Origin of the sequence: Paraburkholderia sp. MM5384-R2, assembly GCF_014201025.1 — a bacterium.
Classification (GTDB): Bacteria; Pseudomonadota; Gammaproteobacteria; order Burkholderiales; family Burkholderiaceae; genus Paraburkholderia; species Paraburkholderia tuberum.
The window spans coordinates 59,038-84,856 of record NZ_JACHDI010000016.1 but is presented as its reverse complement, the minus strand read 5'-3'; the positions used below and the strand labels follow the sequence as shown (position 1 = coordinate 84,856).

19 protein-coding genes, 1 tRNA gene, 3 pseudogenes and 2 riboswitches are annotated in these 25,819 nt (G+C 64.5%); of the genes and pseudogenes, 15 read left to right on the top strand and 8 right to left on the bottom strand.

The genetic code is table 11. The features are described 5' to 3' along the window. Window positions 1-208: 208 nt before the first annotated feature. From HDG37_RS23645 to HDG37_RS23635, 3 genes are all read right to left on the bottom strand, one after another. Complete coding sequence (locus tag HDG37_RS23645; protein WP_184051749.1) at window positions 209-508, bottom strand: flagellar protein FliT; 300 nt, start codon at window positions 506-508, stop codon at window positions 209-211. A 19-nt stretch (window positions 509-527) separates the two neighbouring features. Then, window positions 528-2,135: a flagellar filament capping protein FliD gene (gene fliD / locus HDG37_RS23640; RefSeq protein WP_184051747.1), complete on the bottom strand. Its 1,608-nt coding sequence runs from the start codon at window positions 2,133-2,135 to the stop codon at window positions 528-530. 148 nt (window positions 2,136-2,283) lie between these two features. Beyond that, the gene (locus HDG37_RS23635) at window positions 2,284-3,666 is read right to left on the bottom strand and encodes a flagellin (protein ID WP_184051746.1); all 1,383 of its coding nucleotides are present in this window, start codon (window positions 3,664-3,666) and stop codon (window positions 2,284-2,286) included. Between the two features lie 413 nt (window positions 3,667-4,079). Between HDG37_RS23635 and HDG37_RS23630 the strand changes: the two genes are divergently transcribed. Further along, a complete protein-coding gene (locus HDG37_RS23630; RefSeq protein ID WP_311541534.1) occupies window positions 4,080-6,212 on the top strand; it encodes a tetratricopeptide repeat protein in 2,133 nt (710 codons plus the stop codon). Between the two features lie 30 nt (window positions 6,213-6,242). Here the strand turns inward: HDG37_RS23630 and HDG37_RS23625 are convergent, their stop codons facing one another. Further along, window positions 6,243-6,623 carry a hypothetical protein gene (locus HDG37_RS23625; RefSeq protein WP_184051742.1) on the bottom strand — a complete coding sequence of 127 codons (381 nt, stop codon included), beginning with the start codon at window positions 6,621-6,623 and terminating at the stop codon, window positions 6,243-6,245. Between HDG37_RS23625 and HDG37_RS23620 the strand changes: the two are divergent. The 3 genes and pseudogenes from HDG37_RS23620 to HDG37_RS23610 all read left to right on the top strand — a co-directional run. Beyond that, a pseudogene (locus tag HDG37_RS23620) lies at window positions 6,623-7,063 on the top strand (phage late control D family protein); the annotation flags it as partial. The gene HDG37_RS23625 and the pseudogene HDG37_RS23620 sit on opposite strands and share 1 nt — an antisense overlap. A gap of 222 nt (window positions 7,064-7,285) precedes the next feature. Then, window positions 7,286-7,507 (top strand): BrnT family toxin, encoded by a 222-nt coding sequence (locus HDG37_RS23615; protein ID WP_184051912.1) that lies wholly within the window; start codon window positions 7,286-7,288, stop codon window positions 7,505-7,507. Then, window positions 7,479-7,748: a BrnA antitoxin family protein gene (locus HDG37_RS23610; protein WP_184051738.1), complete on the top strand. Its 270-nt coding sequence runs from the start codon at window positions 7,479-7,481 to the stop codon at window positions 7,746-7,748. The genes HDG37_RS23615 and HDG37_RS23610 overlap by 29 nt, the downstream gene beginning before the upstream one ends. 130 nt (window positions 7,749-7,878) lie before the next feature. On the opposite strand, the gene HDG37_RS23605 is transcribed toward HDG37_RS23610, so the two are convergent. Beyond that, entirely contained in the window at window positions 7,879-8,610 is a 732-nt protein-coding gene (locus tag HDG37_RS23605) for an alpha/beta hydrolase (protein WP_184051736.1), read from the bottom strand. 61 nt (window positions 8,611-8,671) lie between these two features. Here HDG37_RS23605 and HDG37_RS23600 point away from each other — a divergent pair. Beyond that, a pseudogene (locus HDG37_RS23600) lies at window positions 8,672-8,983 on the top strand (hypothetical protein); the annotation flags it as partial. Beyond that, window positions 8,975-9,265: pseudogene (locus HDG37_RS23595) on the top strand (tyrosine-type recombinase/integrase); the annotation flags it as partial. The pseudogenes HDG37_RS23600 and HDG37_RS23595, both read left to right, overlap by 9 nt. Before the next feature lie 54 nt (window positions 9,266-9,319). Here the strand turns inward: HDG37_RS23595 and HDG37_RS23590 are convergent. Further along, a tRNA-Arg gene (locus HDG37_RS23590) sits at window positions 9,320-9,395 on the bottom strand. A 308-nt stretch (window positions 9,396-9,703) separates the two neighbouring features. On the opposite strand from HDG37_RS23590, the gene HDG37_RS23585 reads away from it, so the two are divergent. Beyond that, window positions 9,704-10,603 carry a cytochrome c5 family protein gene (locus HDG37_RS23585; RefSeq protein WP_184051734.1) on the top strand — a complete coding sequence of 300 codons (900 nt, stop codon included), beginning with the start codon at window positions 9,704-9,706 and terminating at the stop codon, window positions 10,601-10,603. Between the two features lie 120 nt (window positions 10,604-10,723). Here the strand turns inward: HDG37_RS23585 and HDG37_RS23580 are convergent, their stop codons facing one another. Then, window positions 10,724-12,814, bottom strand: coding sequence for a UvrD-helicase domain-containing protein (locus HDG37_RS23580; protein ID WP_184051732.1), 2,091 nt, complete (start codon window positions 12,812-12,814; stop codon window positions 10,724-10,726). Window positions 12,815-13,134: 320 nt separating this feature from the next. On the opposite strand from HDG37_RS23580, the gene HDG37_RS23575 reads away from it, so the two are divergent. The 8 genes from HDG37_RS23575 to HDG37_RS23540 all read left to right on the top strand — a co-directional run bounded on the left by HDG37_RS23575 (window position 13,135) and on the right by HDG37_RS23540 (window position 24,571). Then, on the top strand, window positions 13,135-14,184 hold the full coding sequence (locus HDG37_RS23575) for an oxidoreductase (protein WP_184051730.1): 1,050 nt from the start codon (window positions 13,135-13,137) through the stop codon (window positions 14,182-14,184). Between the two features lie 218 nt (window positions 14,185-14,402). Further along, a complete protein-coding gene (locus HDG37_RS23570) occupies window positions 14,403-14,753 on the top strand; it encodes a hypothetical protein (RefSeq protein ID WP_184003121.1) in 351 nt (116 codons plus the stop codon). Window positions 14,754-14,970: 217 nt separating this feature from the next. Beyond that, a riboswitch (glycine riboswitch) is annotated at window positions 14,971-15,073 on the top strand. Window positions 15,074-15,093: 20 nt separating this feature from the next. Further along, a riboswitch (glycine riboswitch) is annotated at window positions 15,094-15,254 on the top strand. Between the two features lie 80 nt (window positions 15,255-15,334). After that, window positions 15,335-16,450 (top strand): glycine cleavage system aminomethyltransferase GcvT, encoded by a 1,116-nt coding sequence (gene gcvT, locus HDG37_RS23565; protein WP_184051728.1) that lies wholly within the window; start codon window positions 15,335-15,337, stop codon window positions 16,448-16,450. A gap of 59 nt (window positions 16,451-16,509) precedes the next feature. Then, the gene (gene gcvH / locus HDG37_RS23560; protein WP_184003117.1) at window positions 16,510-16,890 is read left to right on the top strand and encodes a glycine cleavage system protein GcvH; all 381 of its coding nucleotides are present in this window, start codon (window positions 16,510-16,512) and stop codon (window positions 16,888-16,890) included. Between the two features lie 72 nt (window positions 16,891-16,962). Further along, complete coding sequence (gene gcvP, locus HDG37_RS23555) at window positions 16,963-19,899, top strand: aminomethyl-transferring glycine dehydrogenase (protein WP_184051726.1); 2,937 nt, start codon at window positions 16,963-16,965, stop codon at window positions 19,897-19,899. Window positions 19,900-20,038: 139 nt separating this feature from the next. After that, window positions 20,039-21,169, top strand: a complete 1,131-nt coding sequence (locus HDG37_RS23550; RefSeq protein ID WP_184051724.1) for an alginate lyase family protein — start codon at window positions 20,039-20,041, stop codon at window positions 21,167-21,169. A 29-nt stretch (window positions 21,170-21,198) separates the two neighbouring features. Next, on the top strand, window positions 21,199-22,587 hold the full coding sequence (locus HDG37_RS23545; RefSeq protein WP_090802417.1) for an L-serine ammonia-lyase: 1,389 nt from the start codon (window positions 21,199-21,201) through the stop codon (window positions 22,585-22,587). 238 nt (window positions 22,588-22,825) lie between these two features. Continuing rightward, a complete protein-coding gene (locus HDG37_RS23540; protein ID WP_184051722.1) occupies window positions 22,826-24,571 on the top strand; it encodes a thiamine pyrophosphate-binding protein in 1,746 nt (581 codons plus the stop codon). Between the two features lie 98 nt (window positions 24,572-24,669). Here the strand turns inward: HDG37_RS23540 and HDG37_RS23535 are convergent, their stop codons facing one another. Next, the gene (locus tag HDG37_RS23535; RefSeq protein WP_090802413.1) at window positions 24,670-25,818 is read right to left on the bottom strand and encodes a branched-chain amino acid ABC transporter substrate-binding protein; all 1,149 of its coding nucleotides are present in this window, start codon (window positions 25,816-25,818) and stop codon (window positions 24,670-24,672) included. Window position 25,819 lies beyond the last annotated feature (1 nt).

The following is a 25,819-nucleotide window of genomic DNA, read 5'->3' as shown; positions in this document are numbered from 1 at the left end:
GAAGGCGCGCGTACGCGTCAGGAACTCGGACCGTTGGAATTATGGGGGGCGGGCAATTGCGCCGATCGTCCGAGCTAGCGTCAAAACGGGCGCCAATTTGCCTTCGATGAACTCTCGGGGCAAAGAAACGGAAAAGAAAAAGCCCGCACAGGGCGGGCCAGAGCACGCCATTGCGCCGCGAAGGACGCAATGAACCGTTGCTCCTGCTTCAGTACCGCGCCATGCTCAAATACTGCCCGGCGTTGCGGCTCGCTTGCATGCTCGCCTGATACTCGGCGCCCAGCACCTGCTGCGCGGCCTGCGCGGCCTCGACGATGCGGCTGTCGATCTCGTGGATCTCCTTGAGCCGCACGATGACCTCCTGCGGCTGGGGCGCGCCGAGCGCCGTCAGGAGGGGCGAGCGCTCGTCCGCGAGCTGCGCGGCCCGCTCCCACTCGCCAACAGCGACCGCCAGTTCGAGGTCTTTCGTTATCTGCCAGATGCGCTCGATCGGGGCGACGTTCTGCATGGCTCGCTCCTCGTCGCGCTCAGCTCTTGTTCGTGGCGAGCGCGCCTGCGCTGTTGGTGCCACCGAACAGTTGCGTGAGGTATTGCGAGTTGTTGCTCATCGTTGCCATCAGTGTGTTGAGCGCTGTGAACTGCGCGGTATACATACTGGTGAGCTGAGCCTGCCACGCTGTAAGCGTCGTCTGCTGGTTCGAGAGGCTAGTCAGGTCGGCGTTGATCGCGTCCGTACGGTTTTGAATGATGCCGCCGGACGAGGTGTAGTTTGTGATGCTGTCGTCCAGTTGCGCGGCGATGCCGTTGCTCGAATTGAACAGCGAGGCTACAACCGACTGGTTGTTCTGCAACGCATTGCTAAGCGTCGTGTCGTCGACCGACAGCGTGCCGTCCGCCTGGAGCGTAATGCCGATCGCGGCAAGCGTCGTCTGCGAGGTGCCGCTGCCCACGCCGCCGCTCACGATCTTGGCGAGCTGGTTCTGGATCGTGCTCAACGTGGAATCGCCGATTAGCACGCCCTGCGACGTCGAGTTCGCGTTGTACGCCGTCAGCGCCCCCATCGTCGTGACGAGCGTGTTGTAGAGGCTGACGAAATTGTTGATCGCCGAGGACTCCGCGCTGGTGTTCTGCGCGATCGTGAGCGTCTGCGTGGTGCCGACCGCCGCTGCCGTGAGGTTCAGCGTCACGCCGGACACGGCCGTCGTCACGGAGTTCGAGGAGCTGGTTACGCCCACGCCGCCGAGCGTGAAGTACGCATCCTGGGCGGCCTGCGTCTGGGTCCAGCCTGTGCCGGTAATGGTCGACTGGCTGGGGTTGTAGGTCTCCGGGTTGCCGTTGCTATCGAGAACCGGGTTGCCACTGCTATCCAAAACTTGAGCGGTGAGGTCGCTCGCGCTGGAGATCGCCTTGCCGTTGGTGGTCGTCACCGCGAGCTTGTTCAGGTCGTCGGTCGAGCTCGAATCGTTGATCGCGATGCTGATGCCGCTCGACGCGCCGGTCGAGGTCGATTGCAGCACGAGATGCGCGCCGTCCGCGCCGGTCACCACGGTCGCGACCACGCCGGGATTGTCGTTGGCCGAATTGATCGCCGATGCAATGCCGGCAATCGTGCTGTTCGAGCTATTCAGGGAAATCGTGCTGGTCTTGCCGTTGACCGTCAGGGCCATCGTGGCCGCGCCGGAAGCCAGCTTTTCGGTCGAGCTATAGCCCGTCGAGGTCAGCACTTGCGACGTGGCGACCTGCGCCACATTGAGCGAGTACGAACCTGCCACCGCGCCCGTGCTGGCCGTGGCGGTAACGCCGCTGCCGCTCAAGGTGGACGAGAACGAGTTGAGCGTCGCACCGTCGCTGAGCGGCTCGGCGGCGGCCTGCAACGCGGACAGTGCCGCGGAGAGCGTGCCGTAGGCCGAGATCAGCGTGTTGTCCGCAGTCTGCTCGGCAGCGATGGTCGCGGACTGGCCGGCAGTCTTCGAGTTGACGAGCGCGGTGACGAGCGAACTTGTGTCCATCGACGAATTGGTCGAGCCGCTAATGATCGACTGGGCGGCTGCCTGCACCGTGGCGTTGGCGTCGGCTGTCGTGGTGGCGACTGCACTCGCGATCGCGCTGGTGGTGGATCCGGTTACGGTGGACATGAGGAGGCTCCGTGCGTCGGCAATGCCGGTTAAAGCGATTTAACAAGCGGGGTAACGCGGGAAAAGACAATCGGGAGGCAAGCCTCCCGACGGGTTTGCGTCCGGCGCGCATCGAGCCGCGCGCCGGCTGCCTGCAGTGGGAAGCGCCTTACTGCAGGAGCTTCAGGATCTGCTGCGGCTGCGAGTTCGCTTGTGCCAGCACCGAGATACCGGCTTGTTGCAGAACCTGTGCCTTGCTCAGGTTAGCCGTTTCTTCTGCGAAGTTGGCGTCCTGGATCGACGATTGTGCGGTCGACAGGTCGGTCGACTGAGCTTGCTGCGTCGTGCCGATTGCGCTGAAGCGGTTTTGTGCCGCGCCGAGCGTTGCTTGCAGGTTGTTGACAGCGCTCAGCGCGTTGTCGATGGTCAGCATTGCTGCCGAAGCGCCGTCCTTGGTCGAGATGTCGATCTGCGAAACCGTGTTCGACTGGCTCAGCTTGTCGATGGTCGTGCCCACTGCGGCTGTAACCTTGTCCGCAGCCACGACATTCGCGTCAGTCGTGACGCCAACGTCCGTGACCGCTTCGATGTCGGTCACCATCTGCGCACCGGTTTCGCCAGTCAGCGTGGTATTGCCGTTGGCGTCCGTAGCAGGAGCAGTAGTTGCGGTCTTGAAGATGTTGCCAGCAGCAGCGACATTCAAGGCCTGACCGTTCTGGTCCGTAAGCGTGAAGCCGCCCTTACCGTCGGCAATCACGTTGATCTGCGTGATAGTAGCGTTGGCGTTGGCAGCAACCGCGAGCGTATCCGAAGCATCGCCCGCTGCAGCCGGGATCGTGCCCGCCGTAGTTGCCGTGTAGTAGGAAATCGTGGATGCGTCGGTGATAGCGTTGCCGTTTTGGTCCGTGTACGAAACCGCGTTCTTGGTGGTATCCCACGAAGCCGTGATCGACGTGATGCCCGGAGCCGCCGCAGCAGCGCCCGCGTTATCCAGCGAGACCGAGAACGAGCCGAGCGTGTTGCCCGCTGCCGGAACGCCGCCGCCAATCGAAGCAGCGGACATCGACTGCGAGAGATTCAGCGAGATCGACTGACCGACGTTTGCGCCGACCTGGAACGACACGTTGCCCAACGAGCCGTCGAGGACGTTCATGCCGTTGTACGTCGTTTGCGACGCGATACGGTTGATTTCCGAGACTTGCTGGTTCACTTCCTGTTGAAGTGCAGCACGGTCGTTGTCGGTCATCGAACCGTTAGCTGCTTGCGTAGCAAGCTGGCGGATACGCTGGAGCGACGAAGTCAGCGACGACAGACCCGACGATGCCGTTTGCACCATCGACGTACCATCGTTCGAGTTCGACACACCCTGGTTCAGACCGTTGATCTGGGTCTGCATGATGTTCGAGATCGCAAGACCTGCCGCGTCGTCTGCTGCGCTGTTGATGCGCTTGCCCGACGACAGACGCGTGATCGCTTGCGACAGTGCGCTACCCGAGCCGGTCAGGTTTTGTTGCGCGATGAGCGAGTTGGTGTTGGTGTTGATTCCGAGCATTGAGATTCTCCTAATGGGGCTATCGGCCCAGTAACGGCAGCGGTTCGTTGGCCTGCCGCCTTGTTTGTGATTACGACCCCACCTGGAAAAACTTTAGCCGCCTTGTTGATGCAACCCTCTGGGCTGACGCCCTTCCCTCGCCCGGGTGCAGTGGGGAGGCGCTTTTCAAGATGGGGGACGCCAGGCTTCGCCCTTCCGCAGCTTAAGGCTCGCAGGCGTCGAAGCCACTTCGCGTCGCCATGCTGATTGAGCATCCGATCGCCCTTGATCTGCACCCGGCCTTACGGCTTCGAAAGACAAAGCCCGCGCAGACCGTCATCGGTCGAATTGAACCGAGCTGCCAGCTCAATTCGGGCCGCCACCGCGCGTGCGCATGCCTTAAGCTGCGAATCCACAGCCCCTCTACGACGACCGTGACCGCTACGAGCCCACTTGCCCCCACGCGCCAGCACATTCTGAGCGAAGCCACTGCCCTCAGCGCCACCGGGCAGTTCGCCGACGCACTGGCGCTGCTTGCACCGCTCGTCGGCGCGAAGGCCACGCCCGAGGACGCGGAGCACGCCGATGCGCTCAACCTCGCGGCCATGTGCGCCACGGGTGTGGGCCAGCCCGCGCGGGCGCAAGCTCTATGGTTGCGCTGCATTCAAGCGAAGCCGGATTTCGCCGACGCGTATCTGGGGCTCGGAGCGATGCTCGCGACCCTCAATCAGCTTGCCGAAGCGGAAGCGGTTTACGGGCGGCTTGCCGCGATACGCCCCGATGACGCCGATGTCCACAGCAATCGCGGGATCGTGCTGCACCGTCTGGGACGGCATGACGCGGCCCAGGCCGCGTACCGGGCGGCGCTCGCACTTCGCCCGGACCACGTCGACGCGAACTACAACCTCGGCATCGTGCTTCATGAACAGCGCCGCCTCGACGAAGCGGAGGCGGCCTATCGCACAGCGCTCGCCGTGAATCCGCAATTTGCCAAGGCGAACAACAACCTCGGCAATCTGTTGCGCGATCGCGGCCGGATCGAAGAGGCTGAAGAAGCGTATCGGCAGGCGCTGCTCGCGCACCCGCAATATCCCGAGGCACTGAACAACCTGGGGGCGCTTTACAGGGCGCTCGGCCGGCTCCGGGAAGCCGAGCTGGCTTGCCGCCTCGCGCTTCAGATCCGCCCCGCCTACGCGGACGCGCTCAACAATCTCGGCTGTGTGCTCACCGAACTCAAGCGCCTGGCCGAGGCGGAGAGCGCCTACCGGCAGACGCTCGCGTTGCGCCCCGCCTTCGCCGAGGCGCACTACAACCTCGGCTGCGTCCTGCACGCACTGGACAAACTGGTCGATGCCGAATGCGCGTATCGCGACGCGCTTCGGCTCGCGCCGAACCGCGTCGAAGCGGCCAATAACCTGGGTTGCACGCTGCTTGCGCAAGCGCGCCTGCCCGAGGCTCTCGCGGCGTTTCGCCACGCGCTCACATTGAGCGCCGACATCGCCGAAACACACTTCAACATCGGCAGCATCGTGAAAGAGCTCGGCGACCCGGAGCAAGCCGAAGCCGCCTACCGCCGCGCGCTCGCGCTGCGCCCCGACTACGGCGACGCGAAGTTCCGTCTCGCCACGCTGCTCATCAGCATGGGCCGCTTCGAAGAAGGCTTTCTCCTCTACGAATGCCGCTACGAAATGCCTGGGTTCGCGCATCACGCCACGCAGTCGATGCTGAGGTGTCCGCGCTGGCGAGGCGAGCCGCTCGCCGGCAAATCACTCCTCGTTTGGCAGGAGGATGGACTCGGCGACATGCTGCAGTTCGGGCGTTATCTGCGCCTGTTGAAGGCTCTGGGCGCCGCGCACGTCGCGTTTGCCTGTATGGCACCGCTACACCGCCTGTTCGCCGATGTCGATGGAGTCGACGCCGTGCTCAGTCATGACGAAGCCTCGGCGCGCGCCGGCGATTTCGATTGCTGGATCAGCGCGCTCAGCGCACCGCTGTATCTGGGCACGACGCTCGACACGATTCCGCCTCCCCTGCGCATCACCCTGGCCCCGTCGCGCGTCGAGCATTGGCGTGCGCGCCTTGCCGTGCTGGGCGCGGGACACCGGGTGGGTCTCGTCTGGAAGGGCAACCCGAAACACCACAACGACGTGCACCGTTCGCTACCGTTGCTCAACACACTGGCGCCGCTCTGGAGCCTGCCGGGCGTGAAGTTCGTGAGCCTGCAAAAGGGCGCGGGGGAAGACGAAGCGCTGTCATTCCCTGCGAGCCTCCCGATCCTGCCTCTCGGCGCAGATCTCGAAGACTTCACCGACACGGCTGCGGTTATCTCGCAACTCGATCTGCTGATCTGCGTGGACACTTCGACAGCACATCTGGCAGCCTCGCTCGGCAAACCATGCTGGGTGCTCTTGCCGGCACGCGACGTGGACTGGCGCTGGATGCACGGCCGTGACGACTCGCCGTGGTATCCCAATACGGTTCGCCTGTTCAGGCGAGGGCTGGATGAACCGTGGCCCGCAGTCGCGGAGCGCGTGCGACAGGCCTGCGCTGGATGGTTCGGCGCGTGACATCAACGCCGCGCTTGCGCTGAAGTGAGGCTAGTCACACATGCTGCGAAACACCACGGCAGCGATCGTAGGCGCGCAGAGCACGAGCAGCACCAAGGCATCGAGCAGGCGAACCAGGCGGTGTCGCAGATGGGCCAGATGACGCAGCGGAACGCGGCGGCGGCCAGTTCGTCGCACGAACATGCCGGTCAACTGGTTCAGCAGGCCTCGGATTTCAGGGTGGCTTGAAGCGGCTTCCGGGTTCGCGCAGAAAGTTTTCCGGTCGTCGGCGTTGCTGGGGCGTGATGAGACCGGCAAACGCTGCACACGAAAGACGGCACGCCGCGACGCATCGACTTTTCGATCGAACTCGCGCGCGTCGACGATGGGCTGTTGAAGAAGCGCACCGAGCCCAAGAGGGACGAAACGCAATGAAGCAACCAACGCCCGAATATCACATCACGCTCGACGGCCGCGACCTGACGACGAAGATCGCGCCCGAACTGGTGAGCCTGTCGCTTTCCGAGTCGCGCGGCGACGCAGCCGACATGCTCGATATCGTCGTCAATGATGCAGACGGCCGGCTTGCGATCCCCGAGCGCGGCGCCCTGCTGGGCGTGTCGTTCGGCTGGTCCGATACCGGCGTCGTCGACAAGGGCGCCTTTACCGTCGACGAGGTAGAGCACAGCGGCGCCCCGGATATCCTCACCATTCGGGCGCGCTCGGCCTCGATGACCAAGGACATGGGCGAACGAAAGGAGGCGAGCTGGCACGGCGAAACGCTCGGCCCGATCGTGCGCAAGATCGCCGGCCGGCACAGCCTCAAGCCGGCGATCGCCGACGCCCTCGCGAAAATCGCGATCGCGCATATTGCACACGATTGCCGATGGCGAATACACGATGCAGCTCGACCTGGAGACGCGCGACGATCCGACGAGCGACCGGCACCGCTCGAACTTTCGCAAACCAGGCAAGTAATCGTAGTTACAAAAACCTGTTGCGCGCGCCAGTTTACGTAACCACAATAACCATATGACAACGACACACGACCCAGCTAAAAGCGAAGCCAACGAAGGGGGAAGCACGGCGTTTCCCTGGCGCTCGCTGATGCTATCGATTGGTCGTCGGTATGGTGCGCGCCCGACGACCGCAAGGACTACGGAGAACTGCGCGAAATAGGCTATGCCGTGATCGATGCCCGTCTCTATTGCATCGTTTTCACGCAGCGCGGCGAAACCTTCCGGGTTATCAGTCTGCGCAAAGCCAACAACCGGGAGATTGACCGCTATGAAGAAGCAACCCAAATTGATCCGTAACACGCCAGAAGAAGAAGCCGCGATTGCGCGCGGCATCGCGGCCGACCCTGACACGTTCGAGCCGACCGATGAACAGTTCGCGCAGATGAAGCGACGCGGCGGCCGGCCGAAACTCGCGAATCCGAAAGTCGCGGTAACGGTGCGGTACGACGCCGATATCGTCGACCGGTTCAAGGAAAGCGGCGAAGGCTGGCAAACCCGCAACGCTTTGCGTGACTGGCTGAAAACACACCACGCATAGGCGTTCCGCAAACGATCGTTTTCAGTACAACCTGACAAGGGGGCGCGCAGTGCCCTTTTTGTCGATTCGAATTTCCATAGCGTCAATGCCAGACAAACTCCCCGGAATCGGCCAGACGCTGCGATTTTCGTTATTTACCGGCGACGCGACGGCCTGCGCTGAGTTTTTCCCAGGTGGCTCCGTTTTCGCCCGTGGTAAAGCATTGCTGGCGCAAGCCAGCTTGCAACACGACACTGCCGATCGAGTAGTGATGACCGCCGTACTCGCATTGCGGCGCAGCAGGCAGCTGCGCGGATGCTGCCGATCGCTCCATGACGACGTGTGTCACTGCTGCGAGCGCAGCGATCACTCCACACGCTACAGCAACCGCGCGCCACGGCGTCTGTTTCCCGGGCGCTTGCGCGATGGTCGCCGCCGTCTGAGCAAGGATCGGCGGATCTACTACAACCGGCTTCACGGGAGCGACTGCATTGCTCGCGCCTTCAATGGCATCGTGCCGCGACGTATCGACCGCCTGAACTGGGTTTCGTGATGTTGCCCTGGCCGATGCCGGCTCTGTTGTGCCATTTCGCAACCACACTTCGAGATATGACATTGCACGCTGGTACACGTCGCGCGGCATCTCGTCCATGTTCGGAAACTTGAACACGGTCATCAAGCGCCGATAGACCATCAGCTTGTCGGTCTGCGTCTTGGCTTGGATCTGATACCCCTTGCGTGCGATCGCACTACGCTGACGATCGCTGATGTAACTCGGTTTCGGTTCGTTGTGGATATGCACGCTTACGTTGGATTGAGCGCTATTCGTCTTGACATCGCGGCCTGCAACTTGCCCGATGTTCCCGTTGAATTTCTGTTGCATTACTTTTTATTCTCCAACGCGGCTGGCACGGCACCGGTTGGCGCGATCGTAGCGCCGACCAAGGCGGTTCCTGACCGGGCGCGGGATCTCCGATGCTGCGGTCGACGCGGCGATCACGGCCAGGACGGTCGGCTTTAACGACTGGACCAGCTCGAAGGCGCAGCCCGGCGAAGTCGGCCACGGCGGGCCGGTCGCCGCGTTCATCGTCCGCACACTGAATCCAGGCCACGTCGTCGCCGTCGACATGCGCTATATCGACCCGACAATCAACGGCGGCGTCAAGACGCAGACCCAAGGCGACAAGTCAGGCTACGGCTGGACAGCCGACGTGCAGCGGCTCGACAAGGCAAGGCGCGTGATCGTCGTCGAAAGCGTGTTCGTATGCCACGGCAAACCGGTCTACCAGACCGTGACTGCGGCGTGGACCAAAGCGCTGAAGCGGGCCGGTATCCGTGACTGCCGCTGGCACGATCTGCGCCACACGTGGGCAAGCTGGCATGTGCAGCGCGGCACGCCGTTACAGGTGCTCAAGGAGCTGGGAGGATGGGAAACGCTGGAAATGGTGCAGCGGTACGCGCACCTGTCGGCCGATCACTTGGCGCAGTGGGTGCAGCCGATGACGATGCAAGCCGCACCGCAGTTAGCTGCAATTTAGCTGCAATTCGTGGGGAGTGGGAACGGGTGAATTCGTTGGAACCCTTGTCAGGGTTGGTGCGCCCGGCTGGGATCGAACCAGCAACCCCTGCCTTCGGAGGGCAGTACTCTATCCATTGAGCTACGGGCGCTTCACCACAAAACTGCGGGGAATCTACGCGAAAGCGAGCCAACCAGAACGGACGCGACGCCAACGCGAGAGACCGCAAGGATACCCGGTTTCGGCCGAACCGTCCACAGGACGGCCTCCGACGCCCATCCCAGCGTCTTCCCCGCCCCCTTCCATCGTCCATACCGATCCGGGTAAACGCCTGCTGAACACCGTCCTGGCCCCCTCGCCGCCGCCGAAACCTTGCGTCTATAATCGTCCGTGGCTGATAAAGAACAAGAAGTTGCCGTCGCGCTGTACCGCTCACACACCCACGGAGACGAGACAAGCATGAGCGAAGCACCACACGGAGCCCCGATCAAAACCCCAGCACAGCTCATCGCCGCGGTCATCGCCGGGTTTGCTGTGCCGATCGTCATCATCGTTCTGCTCGCCGTCTACGTCGATAATTCGACGCGCACCGGCGCCGGCACCGACTCTCTCTCCGAAGCCGAAGTCACCTCCCGCATCCATCCGATCGCCCAAGTCGAGATCCGCGACGCCAACGCCCCGCGCGTCTACAAGAGCGGCGAGGAAGTCTACAAGGCGGTCTGCTCGGCGTGTCACGCGTCGGGTGCCGCAGGCGCGCCGAAATTCACCAACACCGCCGACTGGGCGCCGCGCATCGCGCAAGGCTTCGACACGCTGTGGCACACCGCGCTGTCCGGCAAAGGCGCCATGCCGCCGCGCGGCGGCACGAGCCCCGACGACTACAGTGACTTCGAGATCGCGCGCGCGGTCGTCTATATGGCGAACAATTCGGGCGCGAGCTTCCCCGAGCCGGCGCTGCCGGCGGCGGGCGCGGCCGCGGCATCCGGTGCGACAGCCGCATCCGGTGCAGCAGGTGCATCGAATGCGGGCGCGGCCCAGGCCGCCGCGGCGATGGCCGCAATGGCCAGCGTGCCGCAGACTCCCGCCCCGGCAGCAGGTGGCGCGCAAAGCGCGGACGCCTCGCAGGCCGGCAAAGCGCTGTATCAGTCGGTATGCCAGGCCTGTCACGCGACCGGCGTGCTGAACGCGCCGAAGTTCGGCGACAAGGAAGCATGGGCGCCGCGCCTGAAGGACCCGATGGACACCGTCTATAACTACGCGCTGCACGGCAAGGGCGCGATGCCGCCGAAGGGCGGCTCGAACGCATCGGATGCGGACGTGAAGGCCGCGGTCGACTATATGGTCAGCGCGGTGAAGTAAAGCACGCGGCATCGGCCGTCGCTGAAATGAAAAATCCCTGCATGCGCTAACGCGATGCAGGGATTTTTTATGTGCAATCGCAAGCAACCGCAACTGGCGGGCACTTGCAGTCCCGCCCGCTCACGACTTCTGCAACAACGCCTTCAGGCTCGCGAGCCGGTCCTTCGGCGACATCGGCGCTTCTTCCGGTGTCGGCGGCGGCGCATCGTCGAGCAGCATTTCGTTGATGAAGCGCGACGCCTCGCAGACGACCGTCTCCCGCGCCCGCTTGCGCTTCTTGCACCAGTTCAGATGCAGGCTGCGCTGCGCGCGCGTAATCGCGACGTACATCAGCCGGCGTTCCTCCTCGATGCGCGCGTCGTCGATCGGCTCGTCGTCCGCGCCGCCGCGATGCGGCATGATGCCTTCCTCGACGCCGACCAGGAACACGTGCGGATACTCGAGCCCCTTCGACGCATGCACGGTCGACAGCCGCACCGCATCCGGATCTTCCTCGCGGCCTTCGAGCATCGACATCAGCGCGACCGTCTGGATCAGCCCGAGCAGGTTCTTGCCGGTGTCGCCGAAGCCGTCGGCGGTGTCGTAGCCGGTCGTTTCGCTGCCGCTGCCGTGCTCCGGCTCTTCCTTCGTGCCCTTGCGCTTGAGCCACTCGATGAACTCCAGCACGTTCTGCCACTTCGCCTGCGCCTGGCGTTCGTCGAACGCGTCGTACAGATACGCTTCGTAGTGGATCGCCTCCATCAGTTCATTGAGCAGCGTGCCCGCCGCGTCCTTCTCCGCGCGGTCGGTCAGGCGCTGCATGAAGTCGCAGAACGCGCGCATCGGCTCGATCTGACGCGGCGACAAACGCGCCTCGATGCCGCCCATGTAGACCGCCTCGAACAGCGACACCTTCGCCTGACCCGCGAACGAGCCGAGCGCCTCCAGCGTCGTATTGCCGACGCCGCGACGCGGCGTCGTGATCGCGCGGATGAACGCGGGATCGTCGTTCGCGTTGGCGATCAGACGCAGGTACGCGCAGATGTCCTTGATCTCGGCCTTATCGAAGAACGACTGACCGCCCGACAGCACGTACGGAATCCGTTCGCGGCGCAGCACCTGCTCGAAGATGCGCGCCTGGAAGTTGCCGCGATAGAGGATCGCGTAGTCGCGGAAATTCGCGCGCCGCTCGAACTTGTGCGCGGACAGCCGAAACACGACGGACTCCGCCTCGTGCTCCTCGTCGTTGCAGCCCGTCACCGTGATCGTGTCGCCCATACCGTGCTCGGACCACAGCTTCTTCTCGAACAGCTTCGGGTTGTTCGCGATCACGTTGTTCGCGGCGCTCAGGATGCGCACCGTCGAGCGGTAATTCTGCTCGAGCTTGATCAGGTGCAGGTTCGGGAAATCCTTGCCGAGCTGGCCGAGGTTTTCGAGGGTCGCGCCGCGCCAGCCGTAGATCGCCTGATCGTCGTCGCCGACCGCCGTGAACGCCGCGCGCTTGCCGGCCAGGAGCTTCACCAGTTCGTACTGGCACGCGTTGGTGTCCTGATACTCGTCGATCAGCAGATAGCGCAGCTTGTTCTGCCAGCGGTCGCGCACCTGCTCGTTGCTCGCGAACAGTTCGGCGGGCAGGCGGATCAGATCGTCGAAATCGACCGCCTGGTAAGCGTGCAGCGTCGCCACGTAGTTGCGATAGACGATCGCCGCCTGATGCTCGTCCTCGGTCGAGGCGGTCGCGATCGCCTGCTCGGGCATGATCAGGCCATTCTTCCACAGCGAGATGATCGACTGGATCTTGCGGATGAAGCCCTTGTCCGTCGAGCCGACCTGCTCCTGGATCATGCCGAAGCAGTCGTCGGAATCCATGATCGAGAACTGCGGCTTCAGGCCGACATGCTCCGCTTCCTGACGCAAAATCTGCACGCCGAGCGAGTGGAACGTACACACCGTCAGCTGGTTCACGGGCACCTTGCGGCCTTCCTTGCCGGGTGCGGTCAGCGTCTTGCCTTCGAGCAGCTTGCCGACGCGCTCGCGCATCTCCGCCGCGGCCTTGTTCGTGAACGTGACGGCGGCGATGTGGCGTGGCTCGAAGCCCTTCGCTTCGATCAGGTGCGCGATTTTCTGCGTGATCACGCGCGTCTTGCCGCTGCCGGCGCCGGCGAGCACGAGACAGGGACCGTCGAGATAACGGACCGCTTCACTTTGAGCGGGGTTCAGGCCTGCGGACATCGTTTGTGGATGGGTAATACGGTTGAGGGCCGCTGAGGTCGAACCGGCGGGTGGCGCCGGCCGAAGGCCCGGGGCATGCTGCGCGGCGCAGTGCTCGCGAGAGGTGCGATGTTAACATGGCCACTGCGATGACCACCGCGATGACCACCGCGATGGACGCCCTCGTTGGATGCCTCGATGGTTCGGACGCCCCGACGGGCTGCGCGCAAGGCCGGCCGTCATGCTCAGCCCCCAGTCCAGCCCACAAATGCCACAATGATCAGATTACGCGCCGCCGCCGCGGTGGCAAGGCGGCGCGCCGCTCCTCCAGGAAGACTCGCATGTCCGCATCGCTGAGAATTGGATTGATGGGCTACGGCTTCGCCGGCGCGACGTTTCACGCACCGGTGATCGAACACTGCGGACGCGCGAGGGTCGCCGCGATTGCGACCGGGCAATCCGAGCGCGCGCACGCCGACTATCCGCACGCGAAAATCGTCGCCGATCTCGACGCGCTGCTCGCGCTCGACGACATCGACTGCGTCGTGATCGCGACGCCCAACGACACCCACTTCGACCTCGCGCGCCGCACCCTCGAAGCCGGCAAGCACGTGGTCGTCGACAAGCCTGTCACGCTGAGCGCCGCCGACGCCCACACGCTTGCCAATATCGCGCTGGCCCGCGGCAAGCTGTTCGCGCCCTTTCACAACCGCCGCTGGGACGGCGATTTTCTGACCCTGCGCGATCTGCTCGCGCGCGTGGAACTGGGTCGCCTCACGCAGTACGAATCGCATTTCGACCGCTTCAGGCCGGGCGTGCGTCAGCGCTGGCGCGAAGACGTGACGCGCGGCGGCGGTCTGCTGTTCGATCTCGGTCCGCATCTGATCGACCAGGCGCTCGCCCTCTTCGGCGCGCCGAAGACCGTATCGGCGACGGTGCGCACCCATCGCGACGACGCAAGTGCACCCGACTACGTGCACATCCAGCTCGGCTACGACGAGTTCGAGGTCGTGCTGCACGCAAGCGCGTTGACCGCGTTGCCGGGAGCGCGCTTTGCTATCCACGGCACGCGCGGCAGCTACGTGAAGTACGGCCTCGACACCCAGGAAGATCAGCTGAAAGCGGGCCTGCGCCCCGGCGACGCAGGCTTCGGCGCCGGCAACAGCCCCGGCGTGCTGCGCGTGCTCGAAGGCGACGAGGAAGTCGAGTGCGAATTGCCGACCCGCAACGGCGAGTACGCAGGCTTCTATATTGCGTTGGCCGACGCGATCCAGAACCGCGTCGCATTTCCGATCAGCACGCGCGACGCGGTCGACGTGATGACGATCATCGAACTGGCCGCGCGCAGTTCCGAGCAGGGCGTGCGACTGCCGTTCGAGCGCATTCGCTGAGCCCCGCCCCGCTGCGCGTCGACACCGCGCCACCACGAGCTGTGTACCAAAAACGGGACCGCCTTTAGCGCCGCGAAAGCGGTCGGCGCGGGCTTTCCTGACGTGCCGGAAAGGAACATAACGTTACAAATTCGCCCGCTGCCAGGTCAGCGGGCGTTCTTCGTCAGCCGTTGCTAGTGAGGTAGCAACCCAACACGACAACGACTCCGGGAGAATCCATGTCTCGAATCATCCGTGCCCTTGTTGCATGCGCGCTGCTCGGCTCCGTCGCCGCCTGCGTGGTAACGCCCCCGCCGGCGCCGCATCCGGGCCCGACTCCGCAGCAGATCGCGGACCAGCGTCTGCATCAGGTCGACGGCCGCATCGACAATCTCGCGCACCGTATCGATAACCGCGTGAATCAGGGTTATTACCCGCCTCCGCAAGGCGCCGCGCTGCATCACCGTCTCGAGACGATCCGCCAGGAAGCGCATGACATGGCCGCCCAGCATGGCGGCGGTTTGTCCGCGGAAGAACAGCGCGTGCTGAATCAGGAACTGGACAGTGCGGCTCATGCGATCGGCGAGTGAGTCAGCGAGCAAGTGGGCAAACCGAGTCGGCAAACGAGCCGCCTAGTGAACCCCCACTGCCGCTCATCGTGCGGTCACGGATGCACCGGGAGAAGCAACTGAAAAGCGCGGGCACCACGGTCCGCGCTTTTCTTTTGACGCCCCCGACCAGCCACAGTCGGCCCCACACCGCTCCCGGGCCTTTATTTGACAAGCCCCGGCCCGTCGCGTAAATTCGCCGCACGCGTCGGGAGAGCGTGCTGGCAGGCGAAAAATCGCAGGCCGCGCCGCCGAAGGGGCACACCCGCAAACTCTCAGGCAAAAGGACCGACCGCGTCGAAAAACCCGTCTTCCGGCGGCTTTTTCGCACTCTGGAGAGCGGCAGTAGCCATCCGCGTCGCACCTCGTGCACCGCAGGCAGGCTGCCCACCGAAGGGGCGCGCGTTTCACCGTGACGGATCGAGCTCATTGAGCCAGTCGCGGCGGCGCAATCTCTCAGGTATCGAGGACAGAGGGGTCATGCAGAACCACGCTCGCAGGCACACGGCCGCGAGGCAGTGCGCCGCATGGCCTTTTTTGTTTCGCGAGATGCCCGAGGCCCCATGACCGAACTCAAACACACCCCGCTCCACGCCGCTCACCGCGCGCTCAATGCTCGCATGGTCGACTTCGGCGGCTGGGACATGCCCGTCAACTACGGCTCGCAGATCGAGGAACATCGCGCGGTGCGCACCGACGCCGGCATGTTCGACGTGTCCCACATGTGCGTGGTCGACTTCACTGGCGAGCGCGTCCGCGCGTTCTTCGAATACGCGCTCGCGAACAACGTCGCGAAGCTGCAAACGCCGGGCCGCGCGCTCTACTCCTGCATGCTGAATCCGAACGGCGGCGTGATCGACGATCTGATCGTCTATTACTTCGCCGAAGACCACTTCCGCGTGGTCGTCAACGCCGGCACCGCCGACAAAGACATCGCCTGGTTCGGCCAGCTCAACGCGGGCGGCTTCGGTCTCACCATCACGCCGCGCCGCGATCTCGCTATCGTCGCCGTGCAAGGCCCGAACGCACGCGAAAAGGCCTGGCAAACCGTGCCGGCCGCGCGCGCCGCGACTGAAGCGCTGAAGCCGTTCAACGCCGCGCGCGTCGACGGCACGCCGTTCGGCGAGCTGACCGTCGCGCGCACCGGCTATACCGGTGAAGACGGCTTCGAGATCATCGTGCCGGCTACCCACGTCGAAGCGCTGTGGAATGCGCTCGCGGCCCACGGCGTGCGCCCGGCCGGTCTCGGCGCGCGCGATACGCTGCGCCTCGAAGCCGGCATGAACCTGTATGGCCAGGACATGGACGACAATGTCTCGCCGCTCGACGCCGGCCTCGCATGGACCGTCGACCTGGCCTCGCCGCGCGAGTTCGTCGGCAAGAGCAGCCTCGAAGCCGACGGCTCGCGCGCCGCGTTCGTCGGCCTGATCCTGCTGAAGGAAAACGGCAAGGCCGCTGGCGTGCTGCGCGCGCATCAGAAAGTCGTCACGCCGCACGGCGACGGCGAAATCACCAGCGGCACGTTCTCGCCGACCATGCAGGAATCGATCGCCTTCGCGCGCGTGCCGAAGGGCGTGCTGCCGGGCGACACCGTGCACGTCCAGATTCGCGACAAAGCCTGTCCCGCAAGCGTGGTAAAACTGCCGTTCGTGCGCAACGGCAAGGTGCTGGCGGTCTAAGCGGCCGGCGCACGCCCCTACATTCAAACACTACCGAACATACCGTTCAGGAGCATCCAATGAGCATCCCGGCCGAACTGAAATACACCGAATCGCACGAATGGGTCCGCACCGAAGCGGACGGCACGCTGACGGTCGGCATCACCGACCACGCGCAGGAAGCGCTCGGCGACATCGTCTTCTTCGAAGTCCAGGAACTCGGCAAGTCCGTGACCGCGGGCGACACAGTCGCCGTGATCGAATCGGTGAAGGCCGCCTCCGATATCTACGCGCCGGTCTCGGGAGAAGTCATCGAGGCGAACACGACCGTCGCGGACTCGCCCGAAACCGTCAACAGCACGCCGTACGACAGTTGGCTGTTCAAGATCAAGCCGGCCGCCGATGCGTCGCTCGACCGTCTGCTCGACGCCGAGGCGTACGCGAAGTCGATCGGCGCCTGAGTCGCCTTCTGTTTTAACCGTCAGGCGCGGCGCTCGCACAACGAACGGCGCGCCCCGCCGCCAGGAACACCCATGAAGCTCGAACACCCGGATCGTCTGATGAACCGCACTCCTCTCTCGCTCGCCGCGCTCGAAGTGCACGACGCCTTCGCCGAACGGCATATCGGCCCGGATACGGCCGACCAGCAAGCGATGCTCGAAGCACTCGGCTTCGCGTCGCGCGCGGCATTGATCGACGCCGTCATCCCGAAGACGATCCGCCGCACCGAAACGCTACCGCTCGGCCCCTTCGCGCAACCGAAGAGCGAAGCCGAAGCGCTCGCCGCCTTGCGCGAGCTCGCGGACAAGAACCAGGTGTTCCGCTCCTACATCGGCCAGGGCTATTACAACGCCCATACGCCGACGGTGATCCTGCGCAACGTGCTCGAAAATCCGGCGTGGTACACCGCGTACACGCCGTACCAGCCTGAAATTTCCCAAGGCCGTCTGGAAGCGCTCCTGAACTTCCAGCAGATGGTCACCGACCTGACCGGCCTCGCGATCTCGAACGCATCGCTGCTCGACGAAGCGACCGCCGCCGCCGAAGCGATGACGCTGCTGCAACGCGTCGGCAAACCGAAGTCGAACGTGTTCTTCGTTGCCGACGACGTGCTGCCGCAGACCATCGAAGTCGTGAAGACGCGCGCGACGCCGGTCGGCATCGAAGTGAAAGTCGGGCCGGCCGCTGAAGCCGCCGACGCCAACGCATTCGGCGTGCTGCTGCAATACCCGGGCGTGAACGGCGACGTGCGCGACTACCGCGCGCTGACCGAAGCGATCCACGCGGCGGGCGGCCATGTCGTCGTCGCCGCCGACCTGCTCGCGCTGACGCTGCTTACGCCGCCGGGCGAATGGGGTGCGGACGTCGCGGTCGGCAATACGCAGCGTTTCGGCGTGCCGGTCGGCTTCGGCGGCCCGCATGCCGCGTACCTCGCGGTGCGCGACGAATTCAAGCGGCAAATGCCGGGACGTCTGGTCGGCGTAACCGTCGACGCGCAAGGCAACCCCGCGCTGCGTCTCGCGCTGCAAACGCGCGAGCAGCACATCCGCCGCGAGAAGGCGACCTCGAACGTATGCACCGCGCAGGCGCTGCTCGCGATCATGGCGAGCATGTACGCGGTCTATCACGGCCCGCGTGGCCTGAAGACGATCGCACTGCGCGTCAATCGCATCGCCACGCTGCTCGCCGAAGGCGCGAAGCAGCTTGGCTATCAGCTCGTCAACGAAACTTTCTTCGACACGCTCACGTTCGACACCGGCGCACGCACGCAAGCGCTGCACGACGCGGCTACGGCCAGGCGCATCAACCTGCGCCACGTGAGCGCGACGCAAGTCGGCCTGTCGATCGACGAAACCACCACGCGCCACGATCTGGCCGACCTGCTCGCGGTGTTCGCTCAAGCGGCCTTCACGAGCGACGTGCCGCAAGTCGACGCGCTCGACGCCGCGCTCAACGCATCGAACTCTGCGTCGGTGCCGGCCGCGCTCGAACGCACGAGCGCGTACCTGACGCATCACGTGTTCAACCGTCATCATTCGGAAACGGAAATGCTGCGCTATCTGCGCAGCCTGTCGGACAGGGACCTCGCGCTCGATCGCTCGATGATCCCGCTCGGCTCCTGCACGATGAAGCTGAATGCGACGTCGGAAATGCTGCCGGTCACGTGGCCCGAGTTCGGCCAGATCCATCCGTTCGCACCGACCGAACAAACCGTCGGCTACCGCGAGATGATCGATCAGCTCGAAGAGATGCTGGTCGCCGCGACCGGCTATGCGGCCGTGTCGCTGCAGCCGAACGCGGGCTCGCAGGGCGAGTACGCGGGTCTTTTGATCATCCACGCCTATCACGCGTCGCGCGGCGAAGCGCATCGCGATGTCTGTCTGATTCCCGCTTCGGCGCACGGCACGAACCCGGCGTCGGCGCAAATGGCCGGCATGCAGGTCGTGGTCGTGGCATGCGACGCGCAGGGCAACGTCGATATCGAAGACCTGAAGAAGAAGGCCGCGCAGCACGCCGATAAGCTCGCGGCGATCATGATCACGTACCCGTCGACGCACGGCGTGTTCGAGCAGAACGTCCGCGAAATCTGCGAGATCGTGCATGCGCACGGCGGCCAGGTGTACGTGGACGGCGCGAACATGAACGCGATGGTCGGCCTGTGCGCGCCGGGTCAGTTCGGCGGCGACGTCTCGCACCTGAACCTGCACAAGACCTTCTGCATTCCGCACGGCGGCGGCGGACCGGGCGTCGGTCCGGTCGCGGTCGGCGCGCATCTCGCGCAGTTCCTGCCGAACCAGACTTCGTCGGGCTACCAGCGCTCGGAGGATGGCATCGGCGCGGTGTCGGCCGCGCCGTACGGCTCGGCGTCGATCCTGCCGATCTCGTGGATGTACATCGCGATGATGGGCGCGAAGAACCTGACCGCCGCGACCGAAACCGCGATCCTCAACGCGAACTACGTCGCCAACAAGCTCGCGCCGCACTATCCGGTGTTGTACTCGGGCCCCGGCGGCCTCGTCGCACACGAGTGCATTCTCGATCTGCGTCCGATCAAGGACACGAGCGGCATCACCGTCGACGACGTCGCGAAGCGCCTCGCCGACTATGGCTTCCACGCGCCGACGATGAGCTTCCCGGTACCGGGCACGCTGATGGTCGAACCGACCGAGTCGGAGTCGAAGGAAGAGCTCGACCGCTTCATCGAGGCGATGATCGCGATCCGCGAGGAAATCCGCGCGGTCGAGGAAGGCCGCGCGGACCGCGACGACAATCCGCTGAAGCACGCGCCGCACACGGCGGCGGTCGTGATCTCGGACGACTGGAAGCACGCATATGCGCGCGAGACCGCTGCCTACCCGCTGAAGACGCTGATCGCGAACAAGTACTGGCCGCCGGTCGGTCGCGCGGACAACGTGTACGGCGATCGCAACCTGTTCTGCTCGTGCGTGCCGATCGCCGATTACGAGTAAGCAGCGCGAGTCGGCGAGACGTCATGCGCGGCGCTGTGAAGGTCCGTCGGCGTCCGCGAGCGGTCCACCCGCGATCCTGTCGTTGAAAGCCGCAACCGGCTAACATCACACACCGAATCAGCCTAACGAGGAGTTTCGCATGGCGCGAAAGGTGCGATTGATGCAAAGCCGGGCCGAGGCGGCAGGCGTCCGTCCGTGGCGGCCCGCTTACGCGGTGCTGTTGGCCGCAGCGGCCGCGTTGCTGCCGCTGCGCGCGGCGCAGGCCGCGATGAATTTCTGTGCGGCGCCGGCGCTGCAAACGAGCGAGCGCACCAATGCCGACCCCGGCGTCAAGGCGCTCGTCGCCAACGTGCAGGCACATCTGAACGAGCAGCCGCATGCGCTCGCCAAATTGCACACCGAGGGCACGCTGCCGCACGAGGGCATCTACGATCAGAGCGTCGAAGCGGAGAAGGATCTCGACCTGCTGCGCGACGCCGCGCTCGCGTGGCGCGCGACCAGCGACGACCGCTTCCTGAAGCTCGTCGACCGTCTGCTGTACGCGTGGGTCACGACCTATCAGCCGAGCTTCGATCCGATCGACGAAACGCGTTTCGAAGGTCTGATCCTCGCGTACGACATGACCGCGAGCGCGTTGCCCGTCAAAACGCGCAACGCGGCGATGGCGTTTCTGACGAAGCTCGCGAACGGCTACATCGCGCAGATCGACGCGCAGCCGCGGCCGCTCACGGGCACGTTCCGCAACAATTGGCAAAGCCACCGCATCAAGCTGATCGCGATGGCGGCATTCACGCTCGACAACCGCAAGATGATCAACGCCGCGCAGCGGCTGTTCGTCGAGCATATCGGCGACAACATCGCCCCGGACGGCTCGACGATCGACTTCGGCGAGCGCGATGCGCTGCACTACGTGACCTACGATCTGCAACCGCTGGTGACGGCCGCGCTCGCCGCGCGCCGCCACAACCGCAACTGGCTGCAAGAAAAGGGCGCGAACGGCGCGACGCTGCTCGCCGCGCTGAATTGGCTCGTGCCGTTTGCTACCGGCGCTCAGACGCATGAGGAATTCGTGCATTCGAACGTCGCGTTCGATGCAAAACGTCGCGAGGCCGGCTTGCCCGACTATTCGGGTCAGTGGAATCCGAAGAACGCGACGGAACTGTTTCACCTGGCGGCCCGTCTCGACGGACGCTTTACGCCAGTCGCGCTGCAGCTCGCACCGACGCCGCCCGCGTGGCTCGCCGTGTGCTTGCCGCTGCCGGCGCGCTAAACTCTTTATCTATAGGCAGGGAGCAGTACATGGCAGTCAGCGTCTTCGATCTCTTCAAAATCGGCATTGGTCCGTCGAGCTCGCACACGGTCGGGCCGATGCGCGCGGCGCTGATGTTCGTCCAGGGACTCGAGCGCGACGGGCTGCTCGCTTCCACCGCATCGGTGAAAGCGGAGCTGTACGGCTCGCTCGGCGCGACCGGCAAGGGCCACGGCACCGATCGCGGCGTCATGCTGGGCCTGATGGGCGACGCGCCCGACACCGTCGATCCCGAGACGATCGCGCAACGGCTCGAAGCAGTGCGCACGTCGCGCCAACTCGCGCTGCTCGGCACGCACGAGGTGCCCTTCGTGCAGAAAGAGCACATCGCGTTTTATCGTCAGGCGCTGCCCGAGCATCCGAACGGCCTGAAGCTGTTCGCCTTCGATGCGCAAGGGGCAACGCTGCGCGAGTCGACCTATCTGTCGGTCGGCGGCGGCTTCGTCGTGACGGCCGGCGCGCCGAACACGAAGGTATTGAGCGCCGTCGATCAGCTTCCGCATTCGTTCCGTACCGGCAACGAATTGCTCGCGCTGTGTGCGGCGAGCGGCAAGAGCATCGCGCAGCTGATGTGGGAAAACGAGCGCGTCTGGCACAGCGAGGAAGAGACGCGCGCGGGTCTGCTGAAGATCTGGGACGTAATGCAATCATGCGTCGCGCGCGGATGCGGCATCAACAATCCCGATGCCGATGGTCACTTGCCCGGACCTTTCCAGGTGAAGCGGCGCGCGCCGCAACTCTATCGCGCGTTGACCGGCAACCCTGAGCGCGCGTTGCAGGATCCGCTGTCCATGGTCGACTGGATCAACCTGTACGCAATCGCCGTCAACGAAGAGAACGCGGCGGGCGGGCGCGTCGTCACCGCGCCGACCAATGGCGCGGCCGGCATCATTCCCGCGGTGCTGCATTACTACACGCGCTTCATGCCGGGCGCGAACGAGCAGGGCGTGATCGACTTCCTGATGACGGCCGCCGCGATCGGCATCCTGTACAAGCTGAATGCGTCGATCTCCGGTGCGGAGGTGGGCTGTCAGGGCGAAGTCGGCGTCGCATGCTCGATGGCCGCGGGCGCGCTGGCCGCCGTGATGGGCGGCACGCCGAAGCAGGTCGAGAACGCCGCGGAAATCGGCATGGAGCACAACCTCGGGCTCACCTGCGATCCGGTCGGCGGCATGGTGCAGATTCCGTGCATCGAGCGCAATGCGATGGCATCGGTGAAGGCGGTCAATGCCGCGCGCATGGCGTTGCGCGGCGACGGCAGCCACTACGTGTCGCTCGATTCGGTGATCAAGACGATGCGCGAAACCGGCGCGGACATGAAGACCAAGTACAAGGAAACGTCGCGCGGCGGACTCGCGGTAAATATCGTCGAGTGTTGAGTCGTTGAGCGCGGCATTTAATTGCGTGCGATCGCATCGGAAAAGCGCGGGCCCTGCGGCTCGCGTTTTCATTTGCGCGATCGTGTTGCGCGCACGCCGATCGAACAGTTGCGCTGCGCCATGACAACGCCCACGTGCTCGGCGTAAGCTGTCGAAGCGCCCATCAGCCGCTGTTGCACGTTCCGCCGATGTGGCTCCATCCCAACGCACCCACGCACTGCCAGGAGGCTTCTTCGCAATGTCGCTGCCGAATGCTCCCGCTGCCAATTCCGCTTCCAATTCCGTTATCGCTTCCCATACCGCACGCACGACCGGCGCGCGCCTCGTCGTCGAGGCGTTGCTCACACACGGCGTCGAGCGCGTGTTCTGCGTCCCCGGCGAAAGCTTTCTCGCCGTGCTCGATTCGCTGCACGACGAAACCGAGCGCATCCAGACGATCGTCTGCCGTCACGAAGCTGCGGCCGCGAACATGGCCGAAGCGCTCGGCAAGCTGACCGGCCGCCCGGGTGTCGCACTCGTCACGCGCGGGCCGGGCGCGACGCATGCGTCGATCGGCGTTCATACTGCGTTTCAGGACTCCACGCCGATGATTCTGCTGATCGGTCAGTGCGCGCGCGAACATCTCGATCGCGAGGCCTTTCAGGAGATCGACTACCGGCGCATGTTCGGTCAGATGGCGAAGTGGGTCGCGCAGATCGACGACCCGAAGCGCATCCCCGAATATCTGAGCCATGCGTTTCATACGGCCACCTCGGGGAGGCCCGGGCCGGTCGTGCTGGCGCTGCCCGAAGACGTGCTGAGCGACGCCTGCGACGCGGTACCTGGCGCACCCGCTTATCACCGCGTGGCGGCGTCGCCATCGGCCGCGCAGATCGCGAAGCTGCGCGAGTTGCTCGAAGGCGCGCAACGGCCGATGGTGATCGCCGGCGGCAGCGGCTGGACAGCGGCCGCATGTGCGGACCTGCGGCGTTTCATCGAAAACTGGCAGTTGCCGATTGGCCTCGCGTTCCGCTTCCAGGACACCTTCGACAACGAGCATCCGAACTACGCGGGCGACGTCGGTCTCGGCATCAATCCGGCGCTCGCTCAGCGCATTCGCGACGCGGACTTGCTGCTCGCGCTCGGTCCGCGCCTCGGCGAAGCGACGACCAACGGGTACACGCTGCTCGACATCCCGAAGACGAAGCAGACGCTCGTGCACGTGCATCAGGGCGCGGAAGAACTGGGCCGCGTATATGCGGCCGATCTGCCGATCGTCTCGGGCATGCCTGAGCTTGCGGCGATGCTTGCGGAACTGCAACCGTCGTCGTCCGGCAGGCTCGCCTGGGCGGGTGCCGCTGAGGAAGCGCATCGCGCGTATCTGGATTGGCGCAAGCCGCGCCCAATTCCCGGCGACGTGCAGATGGGCGAAGTGATCCAGCAGTTACGCGCCCACTTGCCCGACGACGCGATCCTCACGAACGGCGCGGGCAATTACGCGACGTGGCTGCATCGGCATTTCTCGTATCGGCACTTCCGTTCTCAGCTCGCGCCGACGAGCGGCGCGATGGGCTACGGCGTGCCGGCGGCGCTCGCGGCAAAGTCGCTGTATCCACAGCGCGCGGTGGTCGCGCTCGCCGGCGACGGCTGCTTCATGATGGCCGCGCAGGAGCTCGCGACAGCGATGCAGTACGACCTGCGCGTACTGTTCATCGTCGTCAACAACAGCCAATTCGGGACGATCCGCATGCATCAGGAGCGACACTATCCGCATCGCGTGCATGGCACCGGCCTCACGAATCCGGACTTCGCGGCATTCGCGCGATCGTTCGGCGCGCATGGCGAAACCGTTGAACGTACCGGGGATTTTCTGCCGGCGTTGCAACGCGCGATCGAATCGCAGCTGCCGGCCGTGATCGAAATTCGCATGCCGCAGGAAGCGAGCACGCCCGCGGCGACGCTCGAGATGATTCGTGAGCAGGGGAGGAAGATGCGCGGGCAGTGAAAATCGCCACGTGGCCCGACAGCGTGTCGAACGCGCCGCCCATAAAAAAACCCCGCCACAGCGGGGTTTTCTATTATCAACCGTAGTCAGCAAAAAACTTATTTGCCGCCCACGCTTTGCAGCGTCGTCCACTTGCCATCGACGACCTTGTACAGCGTGATACCGCCGTTCTTAAGATCGCCGCGCGCATCGTACGCGAGGTTGGCCGACGTCACGGCTGGCTTCGACGTCTTGGCGAGGACCGGCAGGTACTTGGCAGGATCGGTCGAGTTCGCGTTCTTCATCGCGGTGAACATCGCCATCGCGCCATCGAACGCGTACGGCGAGTACGTTTGCACGTCTTCGTTGAAGCGCGCCTTGTACTTCTCGACGTATGCCTTGCCGCCCGGCATTTCTTCGAGCGGCAGACCGGCGAGCGAAGCCACCGTGCCGTTCGCCGCATCGCCGGCGAGCTTGATGAAGGTCGGCGTGTGGACCATTTCGCCGCCCATCAGCGGCGCCTTCACGCCGAGCTGCTTCATCTGCTTGACCATCGGTGCTGCTTGCGAATCCGCGCCGCCGTAATAGATCAGATCCGGGTTCGACGACTTCAGCTTGGTCAGGATCGACTTGAAGTCGACGGCCTTGTCGTTCGTGTATTCGCGATCGACGATCGTCGCGCCTGCCGCCTTCGCAGCCTTCTCGAACTGATCCGCAAGACCCTGGCCGTAAGCGGTGCGATCGTCGACGATCGCGATCTTCTTCATGCCGAGGTTCTTCACCGCGAACGCGCCAGCGACCGAGCCTTGCTGCGTGTCGGACGTCATCATGCGGAAGGTGGTCTTGAAGCCCTGCTGCGTGTATTCCGGCGCCGTCGCCATCGCGATCTGCGGAATGCCCGCGTTCGCGTAGATGCGCGAGGCCGGAATCGTCGTGCCCGAGTTGAAGTGGCCGAGCATACCCTTGATGCCGTCGTCCACGAGCTTTTGCGCGACAGTCGTGCCGGTGCGCGGGTCGGCCTGGTCGTCGGCCGAGTCGAGCACGATGCGAACCTGCTTGCCGCCGATCACCGGCTTCGTCGCGTTGAACTCTTCGACCGCGAGCGTGATGCCGTTCTGGAAGTCCTTGCCATAGTGCGCCTGTGCGCCCGTCATCGGACCGGCGAAACCGATCTTCACGTCTTCCGTCGATTGAGCGTTGGCCGTCCCCGCCAGCGACATGGCGGCAACCAGAGCTGCGCCTGCCAGCTGTTTCATTTTGTGTTGCATA

Coding starts and splice junctions, on each gene's coding strand:
- gcvT (WP_184051728.1), top strand. CDS start 15,335: ATGACCGAACTCAAACACACCCCGCTCCACGCCGCTCACCGCGCGCTC.
- HDG37_RS23635 (WP_184051746.1), bottom strand. CDS start 3,666: ATGCTCGGAATCAACACCAACACCAACTCGCTCATCGCGCAACAAAAC.
- HDG37_RS23540 (WP_184051722.1), top strand. CDS start 22,826: ATGTCGCTGCCGAATGCTCCCGCTGCCAATTCCGCTTCCAATTCCGTT.
- HDG37_RS23580 (WP_184051732.1), bottom strand. CDS start 12,814: ATGTCCGCAGGCCTGAACCCCGCTCAAAGTGAAGCGGTCCGTTATCTC.
- HDG37_RS23535 (WP_090802413.1), bottom strand. CDS start 25,818: ATGCAACACAAAATGAAACAGCTGGCAGGCGCAGCTCTGGTTGCCGCC.
- HDG37_RS23610 (WP_184051738.1), top strand. CDS start 7,479: ATGAAGAAGCAACCCAAATTGATCCGTAACACGCCAGAAGAAGAAGCC.
- gcvP (WP_184051726.1), top strand. CDS start 16,963: ATGAAGCTCGAACACCCGGATCGTCTGATGAACCGCACTCCTCTCTCG.
- HDG37_RS23585 (WP_184051734.1), top strand. CDS start 9,704: ATGAGCGAAGCACCACACGGAGCCCCGATCAAAACCCCAGCACAGCTC.
- gcvH (WP_184003117.1), top strand. CDS start 16,510: ATGAGCATCCCGGCCGAACTGAAATACACCGAATCGCACGAATGGGTC.
- HDG37_RS23570 (WP_184003121.1), top strand. CDS start 14,403: ATGTCTCGAATCATCCGTGCCCTTGTTGCATGCGCGCTGCTCGGCTCC.
- HDG37_RS23605 (WP_184051736.1), bottom strand. CDS start 8,610: ATGCAACAGAAATTCAACGGGAACATCGGGCAAGTTGCAGGCCGCGAT.
- HDG37_RS23575 (WP_184051730.1), top strand. CDS start 13,135: ATGTCCGCATCGCTGAGAATTGGATTGATGGGCTACGGCTTCGCCGGC.
- HDG37_RS23645 (WP_184051749.1), bottom strand. CDS start 508: ATGCAGAACGTCGCCCCGATCGAGCGCATCTGGCAGATAACGAAAGAC.
- fliD (WP_184051747.1), bottom strand. CDS start 2,135: ATGTCCACCGTAACCGGATCCACCACCAGCGCGATCGCGAGTGCAGTC.
- HDG37_RS23550 (WP_184051724.1), top strand. CDS start 20,039: ATGGCGCGAAAGGTGCGATTGATGCAAAGCCGGGCCGAGGCGGCAGGC.
- HDG37_RS23545 (WP_090802417.1), top strand. CDS start 21,199: ATGGCAGTCAGCGTCTTCGATCTCTTCAAAATCGGCATTGGTCCGTCG.